Origin of the sequence: Burkholderia singularis, assembly GCF_001718875.1 — a bacterium.
Classification (GTDB): Bacteria; Pseudomonadota; Gammaproteobacteria; order Burkholderiales; family Burkholderiaceae; genus Burkholderia; species Burkholderia singularis.
This window is the reverse complement of record NZ_CP013449.1, coordinates 503,769-522,229: the sequence shown is the minus strand read 5'-3', so window position 1 is coordinate 522,229 and position 18,461 is coordinate 503,769. Positions and strand designations below refer to the sequence as shown.

The following is an 18,461-nucleotide window of genomic DNA, read 5'->3' as shown; positions in this document are numbered from 1 at the left end:
TGGACGCGCAGATCGCGGCATGTGAGCGATCAGGCAAATATCTGATGATTCGGGGAAAATCCGGCGGTGTGACAAATGGGCACGACGCCGTGTAAAGCGGGCAGCTGGCAATGAGCAGCTTTTGATTCATCCGCGCCACGCGGTGAATATCGGGGCCGAGGCCATATATCCGCGGCGCCGGTCATCGCTGCGAACCGACGGCGCCATTGGGCGCCGGCCCCATGGTTTCCCATGCGCCGGCGCCCTCTCACATCATGACGGTTCGTGCTGCGGCGGCACAGCGCCGCCCGCGTTCGAACCAGCCGCCGGCGGCGCCGGCTTCACATAGCGATCGAACCAGTCCAGCATATCGGCAACCAACTGCTCGTTTGATTCGAACGCCGTATACCAGTGTGGCTCATGCGGCAACATCACCAGACGCGCCGTGCCACCGTTACCGCGAATCGCTTCGTACAGCAGCGTCGCCTGCAGCGGCGTCGTGCCCGGATTTGCGTCGTCCGCGCCATGCACGATCAGCAGCGGCGTTTTCAGCTTGTCCGCATAAAAGAACGGCGACACCTTCAGGTAAACATCCTGCGCCTGCCACACGGTTCGTCTTTCGTTTTGGAATCCAAACGGCGTCAGCGTCTTATTGTACGAGCCGCTCGTCGCGGCGCCGGCGCGGAACAGATCGGAATGCGCGAGCAAATTGACGGTCATCAGCGCGCCGTGGCTGTGGCCGGTAACGCCGATACGCTGCGGATCGACTACGCCGAGCCGAACCGCCTCGTCGACGGCCGCCTTCGCATCGGCGACGAGCTGCTCGTTATAGGTGTCGTAGGCTCGCTTAGGATCACCGATAATCGGGAACGACACGTTGTCGATCACGGCATAGCCGGCAAGCAGCAGAAGCTGATAGCCATGCAACCGCGTAAACGTTTCCTGCGAACCGCTGACCTGCCCGGCTGTCGCGGCGTCCGCATAATCGAGCGGATAGGCTGACAGCACCGCAGGCACTCGCGTACCTTCCCGATAGCCGGGCGGCGTGTACAGCGTAAACGAAAGCTCGAGTCCGTCGGCACGCTTGTATCGAACGAGACGTTTATGAATTTGCCGCACGATCGGCGTCGGGTCGCTCAGATGTGTGACAGGAGTGCGGTTCGATGCATAGATCGCCTCGCCCGCGGGCGCGTCGATACGCTCGCCCAGCGAACGCAAAAACAGATTCGGCGGCTCGACCGACGACTGACGCCAGGTCAACAGCGTATGCAGATCATGCGGTGCAAATGCGACGAACCACTCGTATGCGGCTTTCTCGCTGCGGAACAAACGCTCCGTTTTCAACGTGCCGAGATCGAGCCGATCGAGAAACGGGCGGCTGCCGTCCGGCGACGCGCCTGCACCACGCAGGAAAATCGCGCCGTCCGCGACGCGGGCAACGCGAAACCCGTTCGGCAACACGCGGCTGACCGGATTGCCGGGGTCCGCGTACCGCTCGTTGACGGACATATCCCACAACAGGCGCGGCGCGGGATTCGGCGTATCGACATCGACAATGAAGCTGCGCTGCCATTGGCGGTTCTCGTCGTATTCAGTCAGCAGCGCAAGATCCGGCCGTTCGGTCCACGCGAAGCCGGCATAACGCTGCCGCAACCGCAGTACTTCACGCGGCGCGCCGTCGAACGGCGCTTTCAGCATCATCACCTTGTCGCGCTCGGGCACGTTGACGTTCCAGTCGCCGCTGTCGAGCGCTTCCGCCCAGACCAGGGTTGCAGGCTCGGTCGGTCGCCACGAGAAATCGCGCGGCCCGGTCGGCACGCCGCGAATCGGCACGCGGTCCGCGAGCGGGCGCGCCGCGATCCTGCGCGTCGCGATCTTCGCGCGATCCGCGATATCCCAGACTGTATAGTCGTGCGGAAAACGGCTGGCCGTCGTGATGTACGAATAGGGGCGATGAATCGTCGACACCAGGAGGTGGCGACCGTCCGGCGCCGGAGAAAGCCCATCGTAAAGCGCCGGTTCGCCGAGCAGCGTGACCGCGCCGCTGCGCGCATCGACGAGCGCGAGTTGCGACGTGCCGTAATAATCGAACAGCGCCTCGTCGCGCGCGCTCTTCAGCGTGTCACGCGCTTCATATGTGCTGCTCTGGCCAGAGCGACCGTCGGACTCCTGCACGCTCGGGCCGGCCAGCGCATCGCCGGCCGCTGGTGCGGGCCCCTGCCCCGGCGGCACGAGCTTGACGAGCAGCGTCTTTTGATCAGGCATCCAAAAGACATCTCCACCGAACATCGGGTTGAGTTTGACGCCGCGCACCTGATGCACTGCGCCCGTCTCACCGTCGCCGATCCATAGCTCAACCGCGTTCGTCGTCACGTTCGAGAACGCAAACGACCGGCCGTTCGCATTCCATAACGGTTCGCCCGCGCAACCGTTCGCCGGCAAGTTGACGGGATGTGAATCTCCGCCGGGGATACGGGCAAGCGAATAGGCTGTCGCGCATTTCGGGATGCCATAGCCGCCTGGCGTATCGTGCCGGCTGCGATTGCCCGGCTCGATGCGCACGCCCGCCAGCGGCAGAAACGGCGTTGCGACGCGCGTGATCGACGGATATTCCTGCACCGACACCAGCAACATCCGGTCGGTCGTCGGGCTGATCACGGGCACGGGCGGAAGCGGCGCACGCATCACGTCCAGGATGGCCTTCGGCGGCTGCCGATAGCCAAACGGCGGCGATGCATTGCCGTTGGACTGAGGCGAAGTTTGCGCGCACACCCATGCCGTCGCGAGCGACAGCACGCATCCGGCAAGCGCGGTGCGAATGGAGGGAACGTATCGGTTCATCGTCTGCAATTGCCAATAGTCAGGAAAAAACCGGTCAGCCTGCGAGCCCGCGCGCGAGATCGCCGCGGATATCCACCGGGTCCTCGAGGCCGACCGCAAGCCGGATCAGCCCTTCGGTGATGCCCGCCGCTTCGCGCGCTTGCGGCGTGATCCGGCTATGCGTGGTCGTCGCGGGATGCGTGATCGTCGTGCGGGTGTCGCCCAGGTTCGCGGTAATCGACACGATCTTCGTGCCGTCAATCACTCGCCAAGCATTCGCGCGCTGCTGCTCGGGCGTGTCGCCCTTCAGTTCGAACGACACCACCGAGCCGCCGGATTTCTGCTGGCGCTTCGCAAGCGCATATTGCGGATGCGATTCGAGCCCGGGATAGAACACGCGCTTGACGGCAGGATGCGCTTCGAGCCATCGAGCAATGTCGAGTGCGTTTTCCGACTGCTTGTTCACACGCAGCGACAGCGTCTCCATTCCCTTGAGCAGCACCCACGCGTTGAACGCGGAAAGCGTCGGCCCCGCGGTGCGCACGAACGGAAACACTTTTTCCATGATGAACGCCTTCGAGCCAACGAGCGCGCCACCAAGCACGCGGCCCTGACCATCGAGGAATTTGGTCGCCGAGTGCATCACGACGTCGGCGCCGAGCTTCAGCGGCTGTTGCAGCACCGGGCTGCAAAAGCAGTTGTCGACGACGAACAGCGCGCCCGCTTCCTTCGCGATCTTGCCGATCGCCTCGATGTCGGCAAGCTCGGTAAGCGGATTCGACGGCGTCTCGACGAACAACAGCTTCGTCTCGGGCCGCACGGCGGCGCGCCATGCGTCGAGATCGGCCGGATCGACGAAAGTCGTTTGGATACCGAACTTGCTGAAAATCTGCCCGAACAGGCCGAGCGTCGAGCCGAACAGGCTGCGCGAGCTGACGATGTGATCGCCCGCCTGCAACGCCGCCATGACGACCGACGTGATCGCCGCCATTCCGGAGGCAGTCGCAATGCACGCCTCGCCGCCTTCGAGCGCCGCAAGCCGCTCCTGAAACATCGTGACGGTCGGGTTCGTGAAGCGCGAATACGTGTAGTAGTCCTCGGAGTGCTTGAATCGCTCGGCCGCCTCGGCGGCGTTCGCGTAACAGAAGCTCGATGTCAGAAAGAGCGCTTCCGAATGCTCGTTGAATTCGCTGCGCAGCGTACCCGAGCGGACGGCCAGCGTATCGAAGTTCAGGGAGTCGTGCATGTTTCGTTTTCCGTTTTCGAGCGCATTTGCATCGCGCGCCGCGCGCGGCGGGCAAAGACGAAATGCGCGGACCCAACAAAAAGCCCGCTAATGCGTCGGCATCAGCGGGCTTGGTGCGGTACGACAGCTTATCGACTCGGGCCGGCGGAACGCTGTCGGCCTTCGCTTTAGCTGTTTCGGGTCGCCCCGCGTCCGCAAGCTGAAATCAAATCGACGCAAGGTGCCATCGTATCACGCCTTTCCGGTACGCGCGGCCGGCCGTTCATTGCGCCGATAATTGCAGGTTCATCTGCGAACGCGCGCCGTCGCTACTCGAATCGCGGTCGGCCTGCGACGCCGGTGTCAAACGCGCCCGCTCGATCGAATCGAGATACTCGGGAGTGACGTCGCCGGTGATGTACACGCCGTCGAAGCACGACGCCTCGAAACTCTCGAGCTTCGGATTGATGTCGCGCACCGCGCGGCGCAAATCGCCGACGTCCTGATAGATCAAGTAATCCGCGCCGATGATCCGCGCGACTTCGTCGTCTGCACGGCCGTGCGCGACGAGTTCGCCGCGCGTCGGCATATCGATCCCGTAGACGTTGGGAAACTTCACGGGCGGCGCGGCCGACGCGAAGATCACCGATTTCGCGCCCGCGTCGCGTGCCATCTGCACGATCTCGTGCGACGTGGTGCCGCGCACGATCGAATCGTCGACGATCAGCACATGCTTGTCCTTGAACTCGATGCTCATCGCGTTCAACTTCTGGCGCACCGATTTCTTGCGCACCGCTTGGCCCGGCATGATAAAGGTGCGGCCGACATAACGGTTCTTGAAGAAGCCCTCGCGATACTCGACGCCGAGCTTCGCCGCCACCTGCATCGCGGCCGGCCGCGACGAATCGGGGATCGGCATCACGACGTCGATCGGCACGTTCGGCAACTCGCGCTTGATCTTCTCCGCGAGATAGTCGCCCATGCGCAGCCGCACGTTATAGACAGGCACGCCGTCGAGGCACGAATCGGGCCGCGCGAGATACACGTACTCGAACATGCACGGATTCAGGCTCGGGCGCTCCGCGCACTGACGGCTGTGGAACTTGCCGTCGTTGTCGATGAACACCGCCTCGCCCGGCTGCACGTCACGGACGAACTCGAAGCCGATACCTTCCACCGCGACCGATTCCGACGCGACCATCCATTCGGTGCCGCGCTCGGTCTCGAGCTTGCCGATGCAAAGCGGGCGGATGCCGAACGGATCGCGAACCGCGAGCAGCCCGTAGCCGGCAATCAGCGCGACGATCGCATACGAGCCGTGCGCGCGGCGGTGTACGCCCGCAACCGCCTTGAACAACGAATCCGGATCGAGTTCGAGGCCCGTCGTCGACAGCTGCAGCTCGTGCGCAAGCACGTTCAGCAGCACTTCGCTATCGGAATTCGTATTGATGTGCCGGCGATCGATCCGGAACATCTCGTCCTTCAACTGCTCCCAGTTCGTCAGGTTACCGTTGTGCGACAGCACGATGCCGAACGGCGCGTTCACGTAAAACGGCTGCGCCTCGGCCTCGCTCGACGCGGAGCCCGCCGTCGGATAACGGACCTGACCGATCCCGGCCGTGCCGGGCAGGCTGCGCATGTTGCGCGTGCGGAACACGTCGCGCACCATGCCGTTCGCCTTGTACATATGGAGATTACTGCCGTCCGCCGTCGCGATGCCCGCCGCGTCCTGACCGCGATGCTGCAACAGCAGCAGGCTGTCATAAATGAGTTGGTTGACCGGAGACTGGGAGATAACGCCTACGATGCCGCACATGGCATGTCCTTCAAGGATACAAAAATCGGTTCGGCTTGCCGCGCATCAAACATGGATGTACGTGGCGAGCCCGTCGGGCAAGAACGGCTTCAGCTCCCGCACGCCTTGCTCGGCGTAGGGGCGCAACAACGCGTCGCGCCAGAAATCCTGCTTCGGCAATTCGGTCAGCCCGCCGGCGGCAACGAGCAGCAGCACCAGCAGCACGCCGCGCACGACGCCGAACATCATGCCTAGCGAGCGGTCGACGCCGCCCAGGCCCGTCGCCTGCGCGATGCGCGACAACAGCGCATTCGCGACGCTCGCCACGAGCACGATGCCGATCACGATCAGCGCAAACGCGACGACCCATTGCGTCAACGCGCCACCCGGCCAGTTCGCCGGAATATACGGCACGACCGCGCCGACGAAGCGGCATGCGATCAAAAATGCGGCGATCCAGCCGACCAAGCCGAACACCTCGCCGACGAAGCCGCGCCAAGCGCCGCGCAACGCCGACAACGCCACCACCAGCAAAACAGCGTAATCGAAAGCGGTCAGCATCGTCCCGTCGTCCGTGACTGCCGGCCGTTACTGCGTCAAGCCCGCGTCGCGGACCTTGGCGATCGCGGCGGATGCGGCGGCGCGATCGGCGAACGGCCCCGCGCGCAACAGTGTAGCCGTACTGCCGTCGGCCTGCTTGCGATGCTCAACGTAGGCGGGCACGCCCGCAGCCTTGAGCTTTGTCGCCCAGTCACGGGCGGCCGTATCGTCGTGGAACGTGCCGAGCTGCACCGCGAAGCGCGCACCGGATGCCGGCGCGGACGGCTTGGACTCGCCGTTCGCGTCCGCGCTCGCGCGCGCCGCCGGCTCGGCGGACTTCGGTGTAGCGGCCGGCGCGTTGACGGCGGCATCGGCCTGCTTCGCAACAGATTTCGCTGATTTCGCCTTCGCGGGGGCAGCCGGCGCAGGCGCGGCGTCCGCCGGCGCGACTGTCTCGGACGCCGCAGGCTCGTCCTGCGCGACGCCCGACTGAGCGTCGGACGCGTCCTCGTCATTCGCGGCGGCCGCCTGATGCGACGGGCGATTCGGGATATCGATCGCGACATCGTCGGTCACGGGCTTCGGATGCGAGTCGAGCACCATCGGCAGCACGACCACCGCGGCGATCACCAGCGCGATCGCGCCGACGAGCCGCCGGCGCGCACGCTGTTTTTCAGGGAGGGTCGGATCGAGCATCAGCGCATCGGTGTCGGGCCGCTCGGTGCGGCGCGCACGACGCTCGACGCGTTCGACACGTTCGCTGCGAACGCTCCGAGAACCGGTTCGCGAGCCGCGCCGTTGCGGCGCGTCATCATCCTTCTTGCCGAACGAGAAAATTCCCATGAATGGCTGAATCCGAAACGACGACCCGTGCGTCAAGCCGGGCCATGGCGGCGGTCCACGACGGGCATCACACCCGCTACCGTGTAGAAGCTGCCGAAAACCACGATTCTATCATTGTCGGATGCACTTTTTAGTGCGCCGATGAACGCTTCGGCCGGCGTCGCATAACGCTTGACGCTGTGCTGCTCGCCGTCGTCGACGCCCGCGCCGTGCAGCACGCGCTCAAGCACGTCTGCCGCTGCCGCGCGCGGCAGCGGCAGGTCGGTCAAATGCCAGTGATCGATCACGCCTTTCAGGCGCGCGACGATGCCCGGCAGATCCTTGTCGGCCATCGCGCCGAACACCGCATGCGTGTATGGGTAATAGCCCATGCTGTCGAGGTTTTGCGCGAGCACGGCGGCCGCGTGCGGGTTGTGCGCGACGTCGAGCAGCACGAGCGGCTTGCCGGCCAAAACCTGGAAACGTCCCGGCAGCTCGACGTTCGCGAGCCCGAGCCGGATGTCCTGCGCGGACACCGGCAGCGTCTCGCGCAACGCCTCGAGCGCGGCAAGCGCGGCCGACGCGTTGAGCAGCTGGTTCGCGCCGCGCAGCGCCGGGTAAGCGAGCGACGGATAGCGCCTGTCGCGCCCGACGTAAGACCATTGCTGGCGCTCGCTGCCAGGCTGCGTGACGAAGCGGAAGTCGCGCCCGACGAGCCACAGATCCGCGCCGATCGACTGCGCATGATCGACGAGCGTGGACGGCACGGCCGGATCGCCGCAGATCGCGGGCTTGCCCGGCCGGAAAATGCCCGCTTTCTCGAACGCGATTTGCTCGCGGGTGCCGCCGAGATATTCGATGTGATCGATATCGATGCTCGTGACGATCGCGCAATCGGTGTCGATCACGTTCACCGCATCCAAACGGCCGCCGAGCCCGACTTCGAGGATGACCGCGTCGAGCCCGCGCGACGCGAACAGGTGCATGATCGCCAGCGTCGTGAATTCGAAGTAGGTAAGCGTCACCGGCTCCGGCAGGCTCGCGCGCGCGGCCTCGACCGCATTGAAGTGCGGCAGCAGTTCGTCGTCTTCGACGATCCTGCCATCGAGCCGCGCACGCTCGTTGAAGCGCAGCAGATGTGGCGACGTATGGCAGCCGACCTTGTAGCCCGCGCGCACGAGAATCGCCTCGAGAAACGCACAGGTCGAACCCTTGCCGTTCGTGCCGCCGACCGTGATCACCGGGCACGCGAACGCGAGTTTCAGCGCGTCCTTTACCTTGCCGATGCGGGTCAGGCCCATGTCGATGCCGACGGGATGCGCGCTTTCGAGATGCGAAAGCCACGCGTCTAGGGTGGGAAAAGTGTTCATCGTTTCAGCCGGAAATCAGAGTGGCATCGCGGGCGGCGGCAACAGGCTCGAGCGGAGGCCACGTTGGGAAGAACGCTCGCCGCACCTGTGTCGGCGCAGCGGCAGCCAAGCCCGGCCGCGCCGCGGAAATCCGGTCCGGCGCGCCCGCACCAAAAGCAAACGCGCCGCCCGGCGCGAACCAGGCGGCGCGCGGGCGCCGTCGCGTCACGCGCGGCGGCATGCGTCACGCAAGCGCGTCGACCGGCTGACGCTGCAGCAGCGCGAGCAACTGCGCGATCTCGTCGCGCATCTTGCGGCGATCGACGATCATGTCGATCGCGCCCGATTTGAGCAGGAATTCGGCGCGCTGGAACCCTTCCGGCAGCTTCTCGCGGACCGTCTGCTCGATCACGCGCGGGCCGGCGAAACCAATCAGCGCCTTCGGCTCGGCGATCACGACGTCGCCCAGGAATGCGAAGCTGGCGGACACGCCGCCCATCGTCGGATCGGTCAGCACCGAGATGAACGGCAGCTTCGCGTCGGCGAGCTTGGTCAGCATCGCGGTGGTCTTGGCCATCTGCATCAGCGACAGCAGGCTTTCCTGCATCCGCGCGCCGCCCGAAGCGGCAAAGCAGATGAACGGCACCTGCTGCTCGAGCGCGTTCTGCGCACCGCGCACGAAACGCTCGCCGACGACCGAGCCCATCGAGCCGCCCATGAACGAAAACTCGAAACACGCAGCGACGACGGGCAGCGTATGAATCGCGCCGCCCATCACGACGAGTGCATCGGTTTCGCCCGTGTCGTCCATCGCTTCCTTCAGACGATCCGGATACTTGCGGCTGTCCTTGAACTTCAGCGTGTCGACCGGGAGGATTTCCTGGCCGATCTCGTAGCGGCCTTCCGGATCGAGCAACGAATCGAGACGCTCCCGCGCGCCGATGCGCATGTGATGATCGCACTTCGGGCACACGTGCTGATTCGCGTCGACATCGTTGCGGTACAGCACCGCCTCGCACGACGGGCATTTGACCCACAGGCCCTCGGGAATCCCCTTGCGGCTTTTCGGATCGGTCTGCTTGATCTTCGGCGGCAACAGTTTGTCGAGCCAGCTCATCGTATGGTTTCCTGTTCGGTGATGGGCCGGACGAACGACGCCCGGACCCGCGATTCTTTTGCTATCGGTTGGCGCCGCGCCACTCGCCACGACTACGCGGCCGGCTTGTCCGCACGGTCGAGCGCCGCACGCACGCTGGCGATGAACGCCTTCAACTCGTCGGCCGCGCGCGCCGGCTCGGCCTGCTCGAGCAACTGGACGAGACGGCTGCCGATCACGACGGCATCCGCGACGCCCGCCACCGCCCGCGCGGTTTCGGCATCGCGAATTCCGAAACCGACCCCGACCGGCAGCGGCACGCGCGACTTGATGGCCGGGATTTTACCCGCAATGCTGGAAACATCCAGATTTGCGGCGCCCGTCACCCCTTTGAGCGACACGTAATAGATATAACCGCTCGCCACCTTGCCGAGCGCGGCGATCCGCTCGTCGGTCGACGTCGGCGCGAGCAGGAAGATCGGATCGATGCCCGCCGCGCGCATCGCCGCGGCGAAATCGGCCGATTCCTCGGGCGGATAGTCGACGACCAGCACGCCGTCGACGCCTGCGTCGCGCGCGGCGGCGGCGAATGCCGCCGAGCCCATCCGCTCGATCGGATTCGCATAGCCCATCAGCACGACGGGCGTGTTCGCATCGCGCTCGCGAAAGCGCTTCACGTCGGCAAGCACGCTGCGCAGCGTCACGCCTTTCGCGAGCGCGCGCTCGGACGAACGCTGGATCACGGGACCGTCGGCCATTGGATCGGAGAACGGCACGCCAAGCTCGATCACGTCGGCGCCGCCGTCGGCCAGCGCGTGCATCAGCTCGACGGTCAGCGCCGGATCAGGATCGCCCGCGGTGATGAACGGAATCAGCCCTTTGCGGCCTTGGGCGGCGAGTGCGGCGAAGGTGTTCTGAATACGGGACATGAAAAGTTCCTGTGTCGATTCGGAGCGGGCGCGTCAGCGCGCCGCGCTCCGATGCAAAGCGATCGTGCGCGCGCGTTTCGCACGGCACATCGCGGCTCACGCGCCGGCCGGCGCGACCAGCGACGCGACGCGCGCGCGCGCGATCTCGCAATAGCTTTCGTTGATCTCATAGCCGATGAAGTCGCGCCGCTGCCGCGCGCAGGCCACCGCGGTCGTGCCGCTGCCCATGAACGGATCGAGCACGCGGCCGCCCGGCGGGCAGCTCGCGAGCACCATCCGCTCGATGATTTCCAGCGGCTTTTGGGTCGGATGATCGACGCGCTCGGCGTGCTGCCGGTGCAGGCGCGAAACCGACCAGACGTCCTTCGGGTTGTAGCCCAGCTCGAGCCACTTGCTGCCTTCGAACAGCTTGCGCGAGCGCGCCTTCTTCGTTTCGGCGTCGTACGGGATGCGGACCGGATCGAGATCGAAATAATAGCTTTTCGATACCGCGAAAAAACCTATGTTGTCGTGCACCGACGTGAAGCGGCGCGTCGTGCCGCCCATGCTCGGCACGCGCCGGTCCCAGATGATCTCGTTGATCATCGTGAGCTTCGTCTTCAGGAAGCTGAAGATCTCCGGCGCGTACTGCCATGTGCAAAACACGTACAGCGACCCGCTCGGCTTGAGCTTCGGAATCGCCAGCCCCAGCCACTCGCGCGTCCACGCAAGATGCGCATCGGCCGAGCGCTTGTCGGAATCATTGCCGTAGTCCTTGCCGAGCCCATACGGCGGATCGGCGACGATCAGGTCGATCGACGCGTCCGGCAGCCGCGCGGCGTCGGTCAGGAAATCGCGGTTGTAAAGTTCGACGCCGGCGGGCAGCACGCGCTCGGGCACGGTGGCGAGCGTCGCCTGCGCTTCGCTCGCCGCGCCGCCGGCCGGGTCTTCGATCAGATCACGCATCGTTTGGATTCAGGATTCAGCTCAAAGCACGATGCCCGATCGCTCGGCGACCGTGTGCATGTCCTTGTCGCCGCGCCCGGACAGGTTCACCAGCAGAATCTTGTCCTTCGGCAGCGTCGGCGCGAGCTTGGTCGCATACGCGAGCGCGTGGCTCGATTCGAGCGCCGGGATGATTCCTTCGATATGGCAGCAGTCGTGAAACGCGTTGAGCGCCTCGTCGTCGGTGATGCTCACGTACTGCGCGCGGCCGCTGTCCTTCAGCCACGCGTGTTCGGGGCCGACGCCCGGATAATCGAGGCCCGCCGACACCGAATGCGTCTCGATGATCTGACCGTTCTCGTCCTGCAGCAGATACGTGCGATTGCCGTGCAGCACGCCCGGCGTGCCCGCGAGCAGAGAAGCCGAATGGCGGCCGGTATCGATCCCGTCGCCGGCGGCCTCGACGCCGATCAGCCGGACCGACTCGTCCTCGATATACGGATAGAAAATTCCCATCGCATTCGAGCCGCCACCGATGCAAGCGATCACCGCGTCCGGCTGGCGACCGACCAGCTCGGGCATCTGCACGCGGCATTCGTCGCCGATCACGCGTTGGAAGTCGCGCACCATCATCGGATACGGGTGCGGGCCCGCGACCGTGCCGATGATGTAGAACGTGTTCTCGATGTTCGTGACCCAGTCGCGCATCGCTTCGTTCAGCGCGTCCTTCAGCGTGCGCGAGCCGGATTCGACCGGCACGACGGTCGCGCCGAGCAGCTTCATCCGGTATACGTTCGCCGCCTGCCGGCGCACGTCCTCGGCGCCCATGTAGACGACGCACTCCATCCCGAAACGCGCGCAGATCGTCGCGGTCGCGACGCCGTGCTGGCCCGCGCCCGTCTCCGCGATCACGCGCGGCTTGCCCATGCGTTTCGCGAGCAGCGCCTGGCCGATCACGTTGTTCACCTTATGCGCGCCGGTGTGGTTCAAATCCTCGCGTTTCAGGTAGATTTGCGCGCCGCCGAGCTGCTCGCTCCAGCGCTGCGCGTGATAGACCGGCGACGGTCGGCCGACGAAATGCTTCAGCTCACGGTTATATTCGGCGACGAACTCGGGCTCGCCCTTGAACTTCTCGTAGGCGGCGCGCAGCTCGCCGAGCGCGTGAATCAGCGTTTCGGCGACGAACACGCCGCCATAAGGGCCGAAATGGCCACGATCATCAGGAAGGTTGTACATGACGTCACTCTCGGTTCAGCGCGCGGCGACCGGCCGGCTTCCGGGCTTCCGGCATGCCGCGCGGGCTGGGATCAGTTGGCGTCCGCTTCGCGCACCGCGCGCACGAACGCCGCCATCCGGGCGCGATCCTTCACGCCCTTCGCGCCCGGCGTTTCAATGCCGCTCGAGACATCGACCGCAAACGGACGCACCTGACGAATCGCGTCACCGACGTTTTGCGCGTTCAACCCACCACTCAAAACGGCCCGACGCGCGAGCTCTGCTGGAATAAGTGACCAATCGAAGACTTTGCCGCTGCCGCCATAATGTTCGACGAGCGTGTCGAACAACAGGCCGCGGGCTGCCGAATAGTGAAGTGCCGATTCTACCAAATCGGCCGGGCGCGCCGACGCGCCGACACGCAGCGCGCGCAGCCACGGCAGCCGCGCGGCGGCAGCCAACGCCGCGCATTGCGCCGGCGTTTCGTCGCCGTGGAATTGCAGCAGCGACAGCGGCACGGCTTGCGCGATACGCGCCACCTCGTCGGCGCTCGAATTGACGAACAACCCGACGATAGACACGAACGGCGGCACCCGCTTCGCCAACTCGGCCGCCTGCTCGAGCGTCACCGCGCGCGGGCTCTTCTCATAGAACACCAGGCCGATCGCATCGGCGCCAAGTTCGGCTGCCCATTCGACGTCGCCCGGCTGCGACAGCCCGCAGAGCTTGATGCGCGTGCGGTGCGGCAGACCGGCGGCGCCCGCCAGGCCGGCTTCGGACTCGGTTTGGGCCGCAGTTGCCGCTCCGGCTCCGGCATGCGCGGGCGCGCAATGACGGGCGGCCGACGGCGAATCCGGCGTCGTGCCGCCCTGCGGCGCTCCGTTTGGCGCTTCGCCGCTCACGCTTAGCGCGCCGTTTAGTACGCCGCTCGGCGCCCCGTTCGGCGCGCCTGGCCGCGCGTCTTGCGCAAGACTGTCCGCCGCGGTGCATGCCGGGCTGGCGCGGTCGATCGGGCCTTGCATCGCTGCGCGCGTGCCGTGTCTCATATCCGAGTCGCTCATCATAGTCGTCCGTCAAGATCGGCCCACACGCCACTCCACGGCACGCTGCCGAGTTGCGCGGGGGGCACCGCGAATTCCGCAGGATAGCCGACCTGCGCCAAGTACAGCCCATCAGGCATGAAAGTCGGCGCGGCGCGATTGCGGTCGCGGCTTTCGAGCACTTCGGCCAGCCACGACGGCGGATAGCGGCCGCGCCCCACCGCGACGAGGCAGCCCATCAGGTTGCGCACCATATGATGCAGGAATGCGTTCGCGCGAAAGCGGAAATGGATGAAATCGCCGTCCGGGCGGATGCCGATCTGATACAGATGTTTGACCGGCGACTTCGCTTGGCATTCGGACGAGCGGAAAGCCGAAAAATCGTGCTCGCCGACGAGACAAGCCGCCGCTTCGCGCATGGCGTCGACATCGAGCGGCGCATGCACCCAGCCCGCACGCGCGGCGAGCATCGGCGAGCGCACCGGGTGAACGTACAACGCGTAGTAATAGGTGCGCTCGAATGCGGCAAAACGCGCGTGGAACGTATCCGGCATCGGCTTGGCCCATTGCACGGCGACCGTCGAAGGCAGAAACGCATTCGTGCCGCGCACCCACGAAAAATCCGCGCGATCGAGGTCCGTATCGAAATGGACGACTTGGCCGAGCCCGTGCACGCCCGTATCGGTGCGGCCCGCGACCGTCGTGGCGAGCGGCGTCTGCGCGAATTCGGCAAGCGCGCGTTCAAGCGTGTCCTGCACCGTCCTGCCGTGCGGCTGCGACTGCCAGCCGCAAAACGCAGCGCCGTCGTACTGGATGCCGAGTGCGATCCTCATCGCGACAGTTCGTCCAGCTTCGCGAGCATCGCGCGCGCTTCGTCGCGCGTGCCGGCGTGATTCGCTTCGATCACTTCCTGCAGCAACGTGCGCGCGCCCGCCAGATCGCCCAACTCGACATATTCAGCCACAAGTTCGAGCTTGTTGCGCGCGATTTTCGCGAGTGCCTCCGGCGTGAACGCCGGCAACGACGCGCTTGGGCTGGCCGGCAGTTCGAGGTCGAAATCGAGGTTCAGCGGGCCGAACTGCGCGACACCGAGCGACGCGGGAGCCGGTGACGGCGCGGGTGCGGGGTTCGATTCGGTGTTCGGTTCGGATGGCGCAATCGGCAAAGCCGACGCCGTCGTGCCGGCCGACATCGCGCCGGATTGCAGTGCGGGCCGTTGCGGGAGCGCACCGGGGTCAACCGGCGCAACCGGAGCCGAAGGCGCCGCCTGCGACTGCTCGGCCACCGATCCGGCGTCGGATTCGCGCCGTTCGCCACCGTTGGGCGCTTCCACCGGCTGCGGCTGCGACGGCAGGTTCGCATCCGGCACTGCCTGCGGCCGCGCCATCGGCGACGGCTGCGCGCCAGATTCTCCATCGGACGCCAGTGCCGGTCCGTGTCGACGCGATTCACCCGTCTGCGGCTCCCCTGGTCGCTCCGCCTCTTGCTGTCTTGCTGTTCGTTGTGGCTGAGAATCATGCGGGTCAGTCGCACCAACTGGGCGGCCCGCGGCGGATTGACCGTTAGTTGCATTTTGACGAGCCAGAGAAAGACTCGAATCGGCGGGCCGCGATGACGGCGCATGATCCGCATCGGCCGCAGCCGACATGCGCGGCGGCAGCGGCATATCGAGGCTATCGAGCGCGGCGATCGCATCACGCGGGAACACTGGTCGCCATGCATGCGCCGGCTGCTGCGCCGCGTCCGGTGACGCGCCGGAATGCTCGTCGGCGTCACCCGCGAGCGCGCCGCCGCCTTGCTCGTTCGGCTCCGGCGTGACTGAGCGCGCCGCTGCGAGCGGTGGCGCATCGTGCGATTCGCGCGCCGCTGCCGCCTCAGACTCGGACGCCGCATGCGCGGCGGACGTCCCGCCGCCCCCCTCACGGCGAGCCGCAACCGAATCGTCATCGGCTTTTCTCGCTCCGTGTACGCTGCCGGCAACATCCGGCGCGGCGGCGGCCTCCGGAGCCGGCATGGCAGCCGGCTCCAAGGCGCTCGGCCCAACGGCCTCATCGGCCGACGAACGCTTCTTGCCGCGCCGGCGCAGTGCAAGACCGACGATCAGCGCGAGCGCGGCGGCACCGGCAGCCGCGGCCACGCCAATATCGAACGGCAGTTGATGCACCACGGCCGCGCGCGACGGCGCCGCAGGCGCGGGCGCAACGGCCGACGGCGCGGACGACGCATCGCTCGACACCGACGCCGGCGTCACCGCAACGGAACTCGCGATCGCCGACGCCGATGCCGACGCCGGACCCGCCGTATCCTGCGCCGACTGGCGCGCGCCATCGGCATTGACCACCACCGCCGGCTTCGCGTCCCCCGTCGGCTTACCGATCCCGTGCTTTTGCAATTCCATCAGCACGCGATTCTTCAACGCGAGTAGTTGCTGCAAACTGGACGGACGCGCCTGCGACACGCCCACGGCAGCCGAACCGGCGAGCGACGGATTTGCCGCAACTGCCGAAACCGCCCCGTCCGCGCCGGCCGCCGACGTGCCGTTCGGTGCGGGCGTTGGTTGAATCGAACCGTTCCACACATGCGGGCCGCCCGTGTCGGGCGAAGACGAAGCTGCGGCAATGCCCGGCGTGGCCGGCTGCGCGTGCGGCGGCACGGCTTCGGCCGCCGACGCCCCGCTCGCGCCCACTGCCGGGCGCGCGGAAGCAGCCGAAGAGGCCGCATACGCGCCATGAGCCGCGGCAGCGCCCGTCACAACGGCATGCGACGCGCCTACCGGCTCCCCCGCCGAGGGCGTCCCCGCGCTACCGGCCGATGCAGTCACCGCCGCCACTGCGCTCTGCGCATGCGCACTGCCGCTCGCCGTCACGCCGCTCGCCGCTGCGCCGCCGGACGCCGCGTGCGCATTGAGCGCCGCGCCCGTTGCATCGAGCGCCGGCACCGTGAGCTGCGCGCCGATTTTGAGCCGGCTCGGATCGCGCTTCATGAAGGCTTGCGGATTCGCATCGAACAGCGCGCGGCCCGCACGGGCCAACACCGCCGGATCACGCGACTGCGTGACGGCAATCGCGATATCGTTGAGCGACTGCCCGGGATGCACGGTGATTGCGAGCGGTGCGGCTTGCTCGGCCGCACTGGCCGTGGCGGCCGCGCTCGCCGCCGCATCAGTCTGTGCATGTGCGCCGCTCACGCTGGCCAGCGCGAGAACGGCCATCGCAACGGCGTGCCGCACGCACGGAGATTCGCCGCCCATTGCCGCCGGAGTCTGTAGGAATTGAAGCGTCATCGGCTTACTCGCCGCGGCAGCGCGCGGCCTGGTTTCGCGTTTGGAATAAGACAAAATCGAACCGCAAATAAAAAAGCGTCGCGTGAAACGCGACGCTTTCGGGTTGTATACGCGTCGTAACCGCGTAGTCTACTTTACTTGTCGAGCAGAATGCGCAGCATCCGGCGCAGCGGCTCCGCTGCGCCCCAAAGCAACTGATCGCCGACCGTGAATGCCGACAGATATTCACCGCCCATCGCCAGCTTGCGCAGCCGGCCGACCGGCACCGACAGCGTACCCGTAACGACCGACGGTGACAGATCGCGTATCGACGCTTCGCGCTCGTTCGGCACGACCTTCACCCAATCATTGGCCGATGCAAGGATGCCGTTGATCTCGTCGAGCGGCACGTCCTTCTTCAGCTTGATCGTAAGCGCCTGCGAGTGGCAGCGCATCGCGCCGATCCGCACGCACAGCCCGTCGACGGGAATCGACCCCGCTTCGCCCATCGCCGGCTTGCCGAGAATCTTGTTGGTTTCCGCGCCGCCCTTCCACTCTTCCTTCGACATCCCGTTGCCGAGATCCTTGTCGATCCACGGAATCAACGAGCCGGCGAGCGGCACGCCGAACTGGCTCGTCGGCATTGCGTCGCTCGTCATCGCGGCCAGCACGCGGCGGTCGATGTCGAGGATCGCCGACGCAGGATCGCCGAGCTGCGCCGTCACCGCACCATGCAACGTGCCCATCTGCGCAAGCAGCTCGCGCATGTTCTGCGCGCCCGCGCCCGATGCGGCCTGATACGTCATCGCCGTGATCCAGTCGACGAGGTTCTCGCGGAACAGGCCGCCCAACGCCATCAGCATCAGGCTGACCGTGCAATTGCCGCCGATGAAATTCTTCGTGCCCCTGACGAGCGCATCCTTGATCACGTTCTTGTTCACCGGATCGAGAATGATGACCGCATCGTCGTTCATTCGCAGCGCCGATGCCGCGTCGATCCAGTAGCCGTTCCAACCGGCCGCGCGCAGCTTCGGGAACACGTCGTTCGTGTAGTCGCCGCCCTGGCACGTGATGATGATGTCGCACTTTTTCAGATCGTCGATGCTCGCCGCATCCTTGAGCGTGGTCTCGTTTTTCGCGAGCGACGGCGCTTGGCCGCCCGCATTGCTGGTGCTGAAAAACACCGGCTCGATCAGATCGAAATCGCCTTCTTCCTGCATGCGCTGCATCAGCACGCTGCCGACCATGCCGCGCCAACCTACGAGACCTACGTTCATGACTCACCCTTTGCTGGAGCTTCCCCGCCTTTTCCGCCCCCGGCGCGACCGCGCGGGGAAACAGGCGGGCACGACGGACGACGATCAGGTTTTCGTGATCGTTTTCGTGATGATGATTTTGCCGGCGACAACGGCAATGGCGCGCGCACCCGCACGGGCTTGTTTGCCGTGGAGTGTCAGGACCGGGG

General features: G+C 65.9%; 14 protein-coding genes. All 14 read right to left on the bottom strand.

Annotated features, from left to right (window positions below):
- Positions 1–252 precede the first annotated feature (252 nt).
- The 14 genes from AQ611_RS18290 to asd all read right to left on the bottom strand — a co-directional run bounded on the left by AQ611_RS18290 (position 253) and on the right by asd (position 18,273).
- Positions 253–2,820, bottom strand: coding sequence for an alpha/beta hydrolase family protein (locus tag AQ611_RS18290; protein ID WP_069235605.1), 2,568 nt, complete (start codon positions 2,818–2,820; stop codon positions 253–255).
- 34 nt (positions 2,821–2,854) lie between these two features.
- On the bottom strand, positions 2,855–4,045 hold the full coding sequence (locus AQ611_RS18285) for an O-succinylhomoserine sulfhydrylase (RefSeq protein ID WP_059514913.1): 1,191 nt from the start codon (positions 4,043–4,045) through the stop codon (positions 2,855–2,857).
- A 262-nt stretch (positions 4,046–4,307) separates the two neighbouring features.
- A complete protein-coding gene (gene purF / locus AQ611_RS18280; protein WP_059514915.1) occupies positions 4,308–5,840 on the bottom strand; it encodes an amidophosphoribosyltransferase in 1,533 nt (510 codons plus the stop codon).
- Between the two features lie 45 nt (positions 5,841–5,885).
- Positions 5,886–6,380: a CvpA family protein gene (locus tag AQ611_RS18275; RefSeq protein ID WP_059514917.1), complete on the bottom strand. Its 495-nt coding sequence runs from the start codon at positions 6,378–6,380 to the stop codon at positions 5,886–5,888.
- A 27-nt stretch (positions 6,381–6,407) separates the two neighbouring features.
- Positions 6,408–7,202, bottom strand: a complete 795-nt coding sequence (locus AQ611_RS18270) for an SPOR domain-containing protein (protein WP_069235604.1) — start codon at positions 7,200–7,202, stop codon at positions 6,408–6,410.
- 32 nt (positions 7,203–7,234) lie between these two features.
- Positions 7,235–8,551: a bifunctional tetrahydrofolate synthase/dihydrofolate synthase gene (gene folC / locus AQ611_RS18265; RefSeq protein WP_059514921.1), complete on the bottom strand. Its 1,317-nt coding sequence runs from the start codon at positions 8,549–8,551 to the stop codon at positions 7,235–7,237.
- A 223-nt stretch (positions 8,552–8,774) separates the two neighbouring features.
- Positions 8,775–9,647, bottom strand: coding sequence for an acetyl-CoA carboxylase, carboxyltransferase subunit beta (accD, locus tag AQ611_RS18255; RefSeq protein WP_059514926.1), 873 nt, complete (start codon positions 9,645–9,647; stop codon positions 8,775–8,777).
- 92 nt (positions 9,648–9,739) lie between these two features.
- On the bottom strand, positions 9,740–10,555 hold the full coding sequence (gene trpA, locus AQ611_RS18250) for a tryptophan synthase subunit alpha (protein ID WP_059514928.1): 816 nt from the start codon (positions 10,553–10,555) through the stop codon (positions 9,740–9,742).
- Positions 10,556–10,651: 96 nt separating this feature from the next.
- A complete protein-coding gene (locus tag AQ611_RS18245) occupies positions 10,652–11,500 on the bottom strand; it encodes a DNA-methyltransferase (RefSeq protein ID WP_069235602.1) in 849 nt (282 codons plus the stop codon).
- Between the two features lie 21 nt (positions 11,501–11,521).
- Entirely contained in the window at positions 11,522–12,715 is a 1,194-nt protein-coding gene (trpB, locus tag AQ611_RS18240) for a tryptophan synthase subunit beta (protein ID WP_069235601.1), read from the bottom strand.
- A 71-nt stretch (positions 12,716–12,786) separates the two neighbouring features.
- Positions 12,787–13,596, bottom strand: a complete 810-nt coding sequence (locus AQ611_RS18235; protein WP_374755055.1) for a phosphoribosylanthranilate isomerase — start codon at positions 13,594–13,596, stop codon at positions 12,787–12,789.
- Positions 13,597–13,754: 158 nt separating this feature from the next.
- On the bottom strand, positions 13,755–14,567 hold the full coding sequence (gene truA / locus AQ611_RS18230; RefSeq protein ID WP_069235600.1) for a tRNA pseudouridine(38-40) synthase TruA: 813 nt from the start codon (positions 14,565–14,567) through the stop codon (positions 13,755–13,757).
- Positions 14,564–17,017, bottom strand: a complete 2,454-nt coding sequence (locus AQ611_RS18225; RefSeq protein ID WP_069236378.1) for a FimV/HubP family polar landmark protein — start codon at positions 17,015–17,017, stop codon at positions 14,564–14,566. The genes truA and AQ611_RS18225 overlap by 4 nt, the downstream gene beginning before the upstream one ends.
- A 134-nt stretch (positions 17,018–17,151) precedes the next feature.
- Positions 17,152–18,273 carry an aspartate-semialdehyde dehydrogenase gene (gene asd / locus AQ611_RS18220; RefSeq protein ID WP_069235599.1) on the bottom strand — a complete coding sequence of 374 codons (1,122 nt, stop codon included), beginning with the start codon at positions 18,271–18,273 and terminating at the stop codon, positions 17,152–17,154.
- Between the last annotated feature and the right edge of the window lie 188 nt (positions 18,274–18,461).

What these genes read in the sequence shown, in the direction of transcription:
- AQ611_RS18290 (WP_069235605.1), bottom strand. Translation starts at nt 2,820, where the DNA reads ATGAACCGATACGTTCCCTCCATTCGCACCGCGCTTGCCGGATGCGTG.
- AQ611_RS18285 (WP_059514913.1), bottom strand. Translation starts at nt 4,045, where the DNA reads ATGCACGACTCCCTGAACTTCGATACGCTGGCCGTCCGCTCGGGTACG.
- purF (WP_059514915.1), bottom strand. Translation starts at nt 5,840, where the DNA reads ATGTGCGGCATCGTAGGCGTTATCTCCCAGTCTCCGGTCAACCAACTC.
- AQ611_RS18275 (WP_059514917.1), bottom strand. Translation starts at nt 6,380, where the DNA reads ATGCTGACCGCTTTCGATTACGCTGTTTTGCTGGTGGTGGCGTTGTCG.
- AQ611_RS18270 (WP_069235604.1), bottom strand. Translation starts at nt 7,202, where the DNA reads ATGGGAATTTTCTCGTTCGGCAAGAAGGATGATGACGCGCCGCAACGG.
- folC (WP_059514921.1), bottom strand. Translation starts at nt 8,551, where the DNA reads ATGAACACTTTTCCCACCCTAGACGCGTGGCTTTCGCATCTCGAAAGC.
- accD (WP_059514926.1), bottom strand. Translation starts at nt 9,647, where the DNA reads ATGAGCTGGCTCGACAAACTGTTGCCGCCGAAGATCAAGCAGACCGAT.
- trpA (WP_059514928.1), bottom strand. Translation starts at nt 10,555, where the DNA reads ATGTCCCGTATTCAGAACACCTTCGCCGCACTCGCCGCCCAAGGCCGC.
- AQ611_RS18245 (WP_069235602.1), bottom strand. Translation starts at nt 11,500, where the DNA reads ATGCGTGATCTGATCGAAGACCCGGCCGGCGGCGCGGCGAGCGAAGCG.
- trpB (WP_069235601.1), bottom strand. Translation starts at nt 12,715, where the DNA reads ATGTACAACCTTCCTGATGATCGTGGCCATTTCGGCCCTTATGGCGGC.
- truA (WP_069235600.1), bottom strand. Translation starts at nt 14,567, where the DNA reads ATGAGGATCGCACTCGGCATCCAGTACGACGGCGCTGCGTTTTGCGGC.
- AQ611_RS18225 (WP_069236378.1), bottom strand. Translation starts at nt 17,017, where the DNA reads ATGACGCTTCAATTCCTACAGACTCCGGCGGCAATGGGCGGCGAATCT.
- asd (WP_069235599.1), bottom strand. Translation starts at nt 18,273, where the DNA reads ATGAACGTAGGTCTCGTAGGTTGGCGCGGCATGGTCGGCAGCGTGCTG.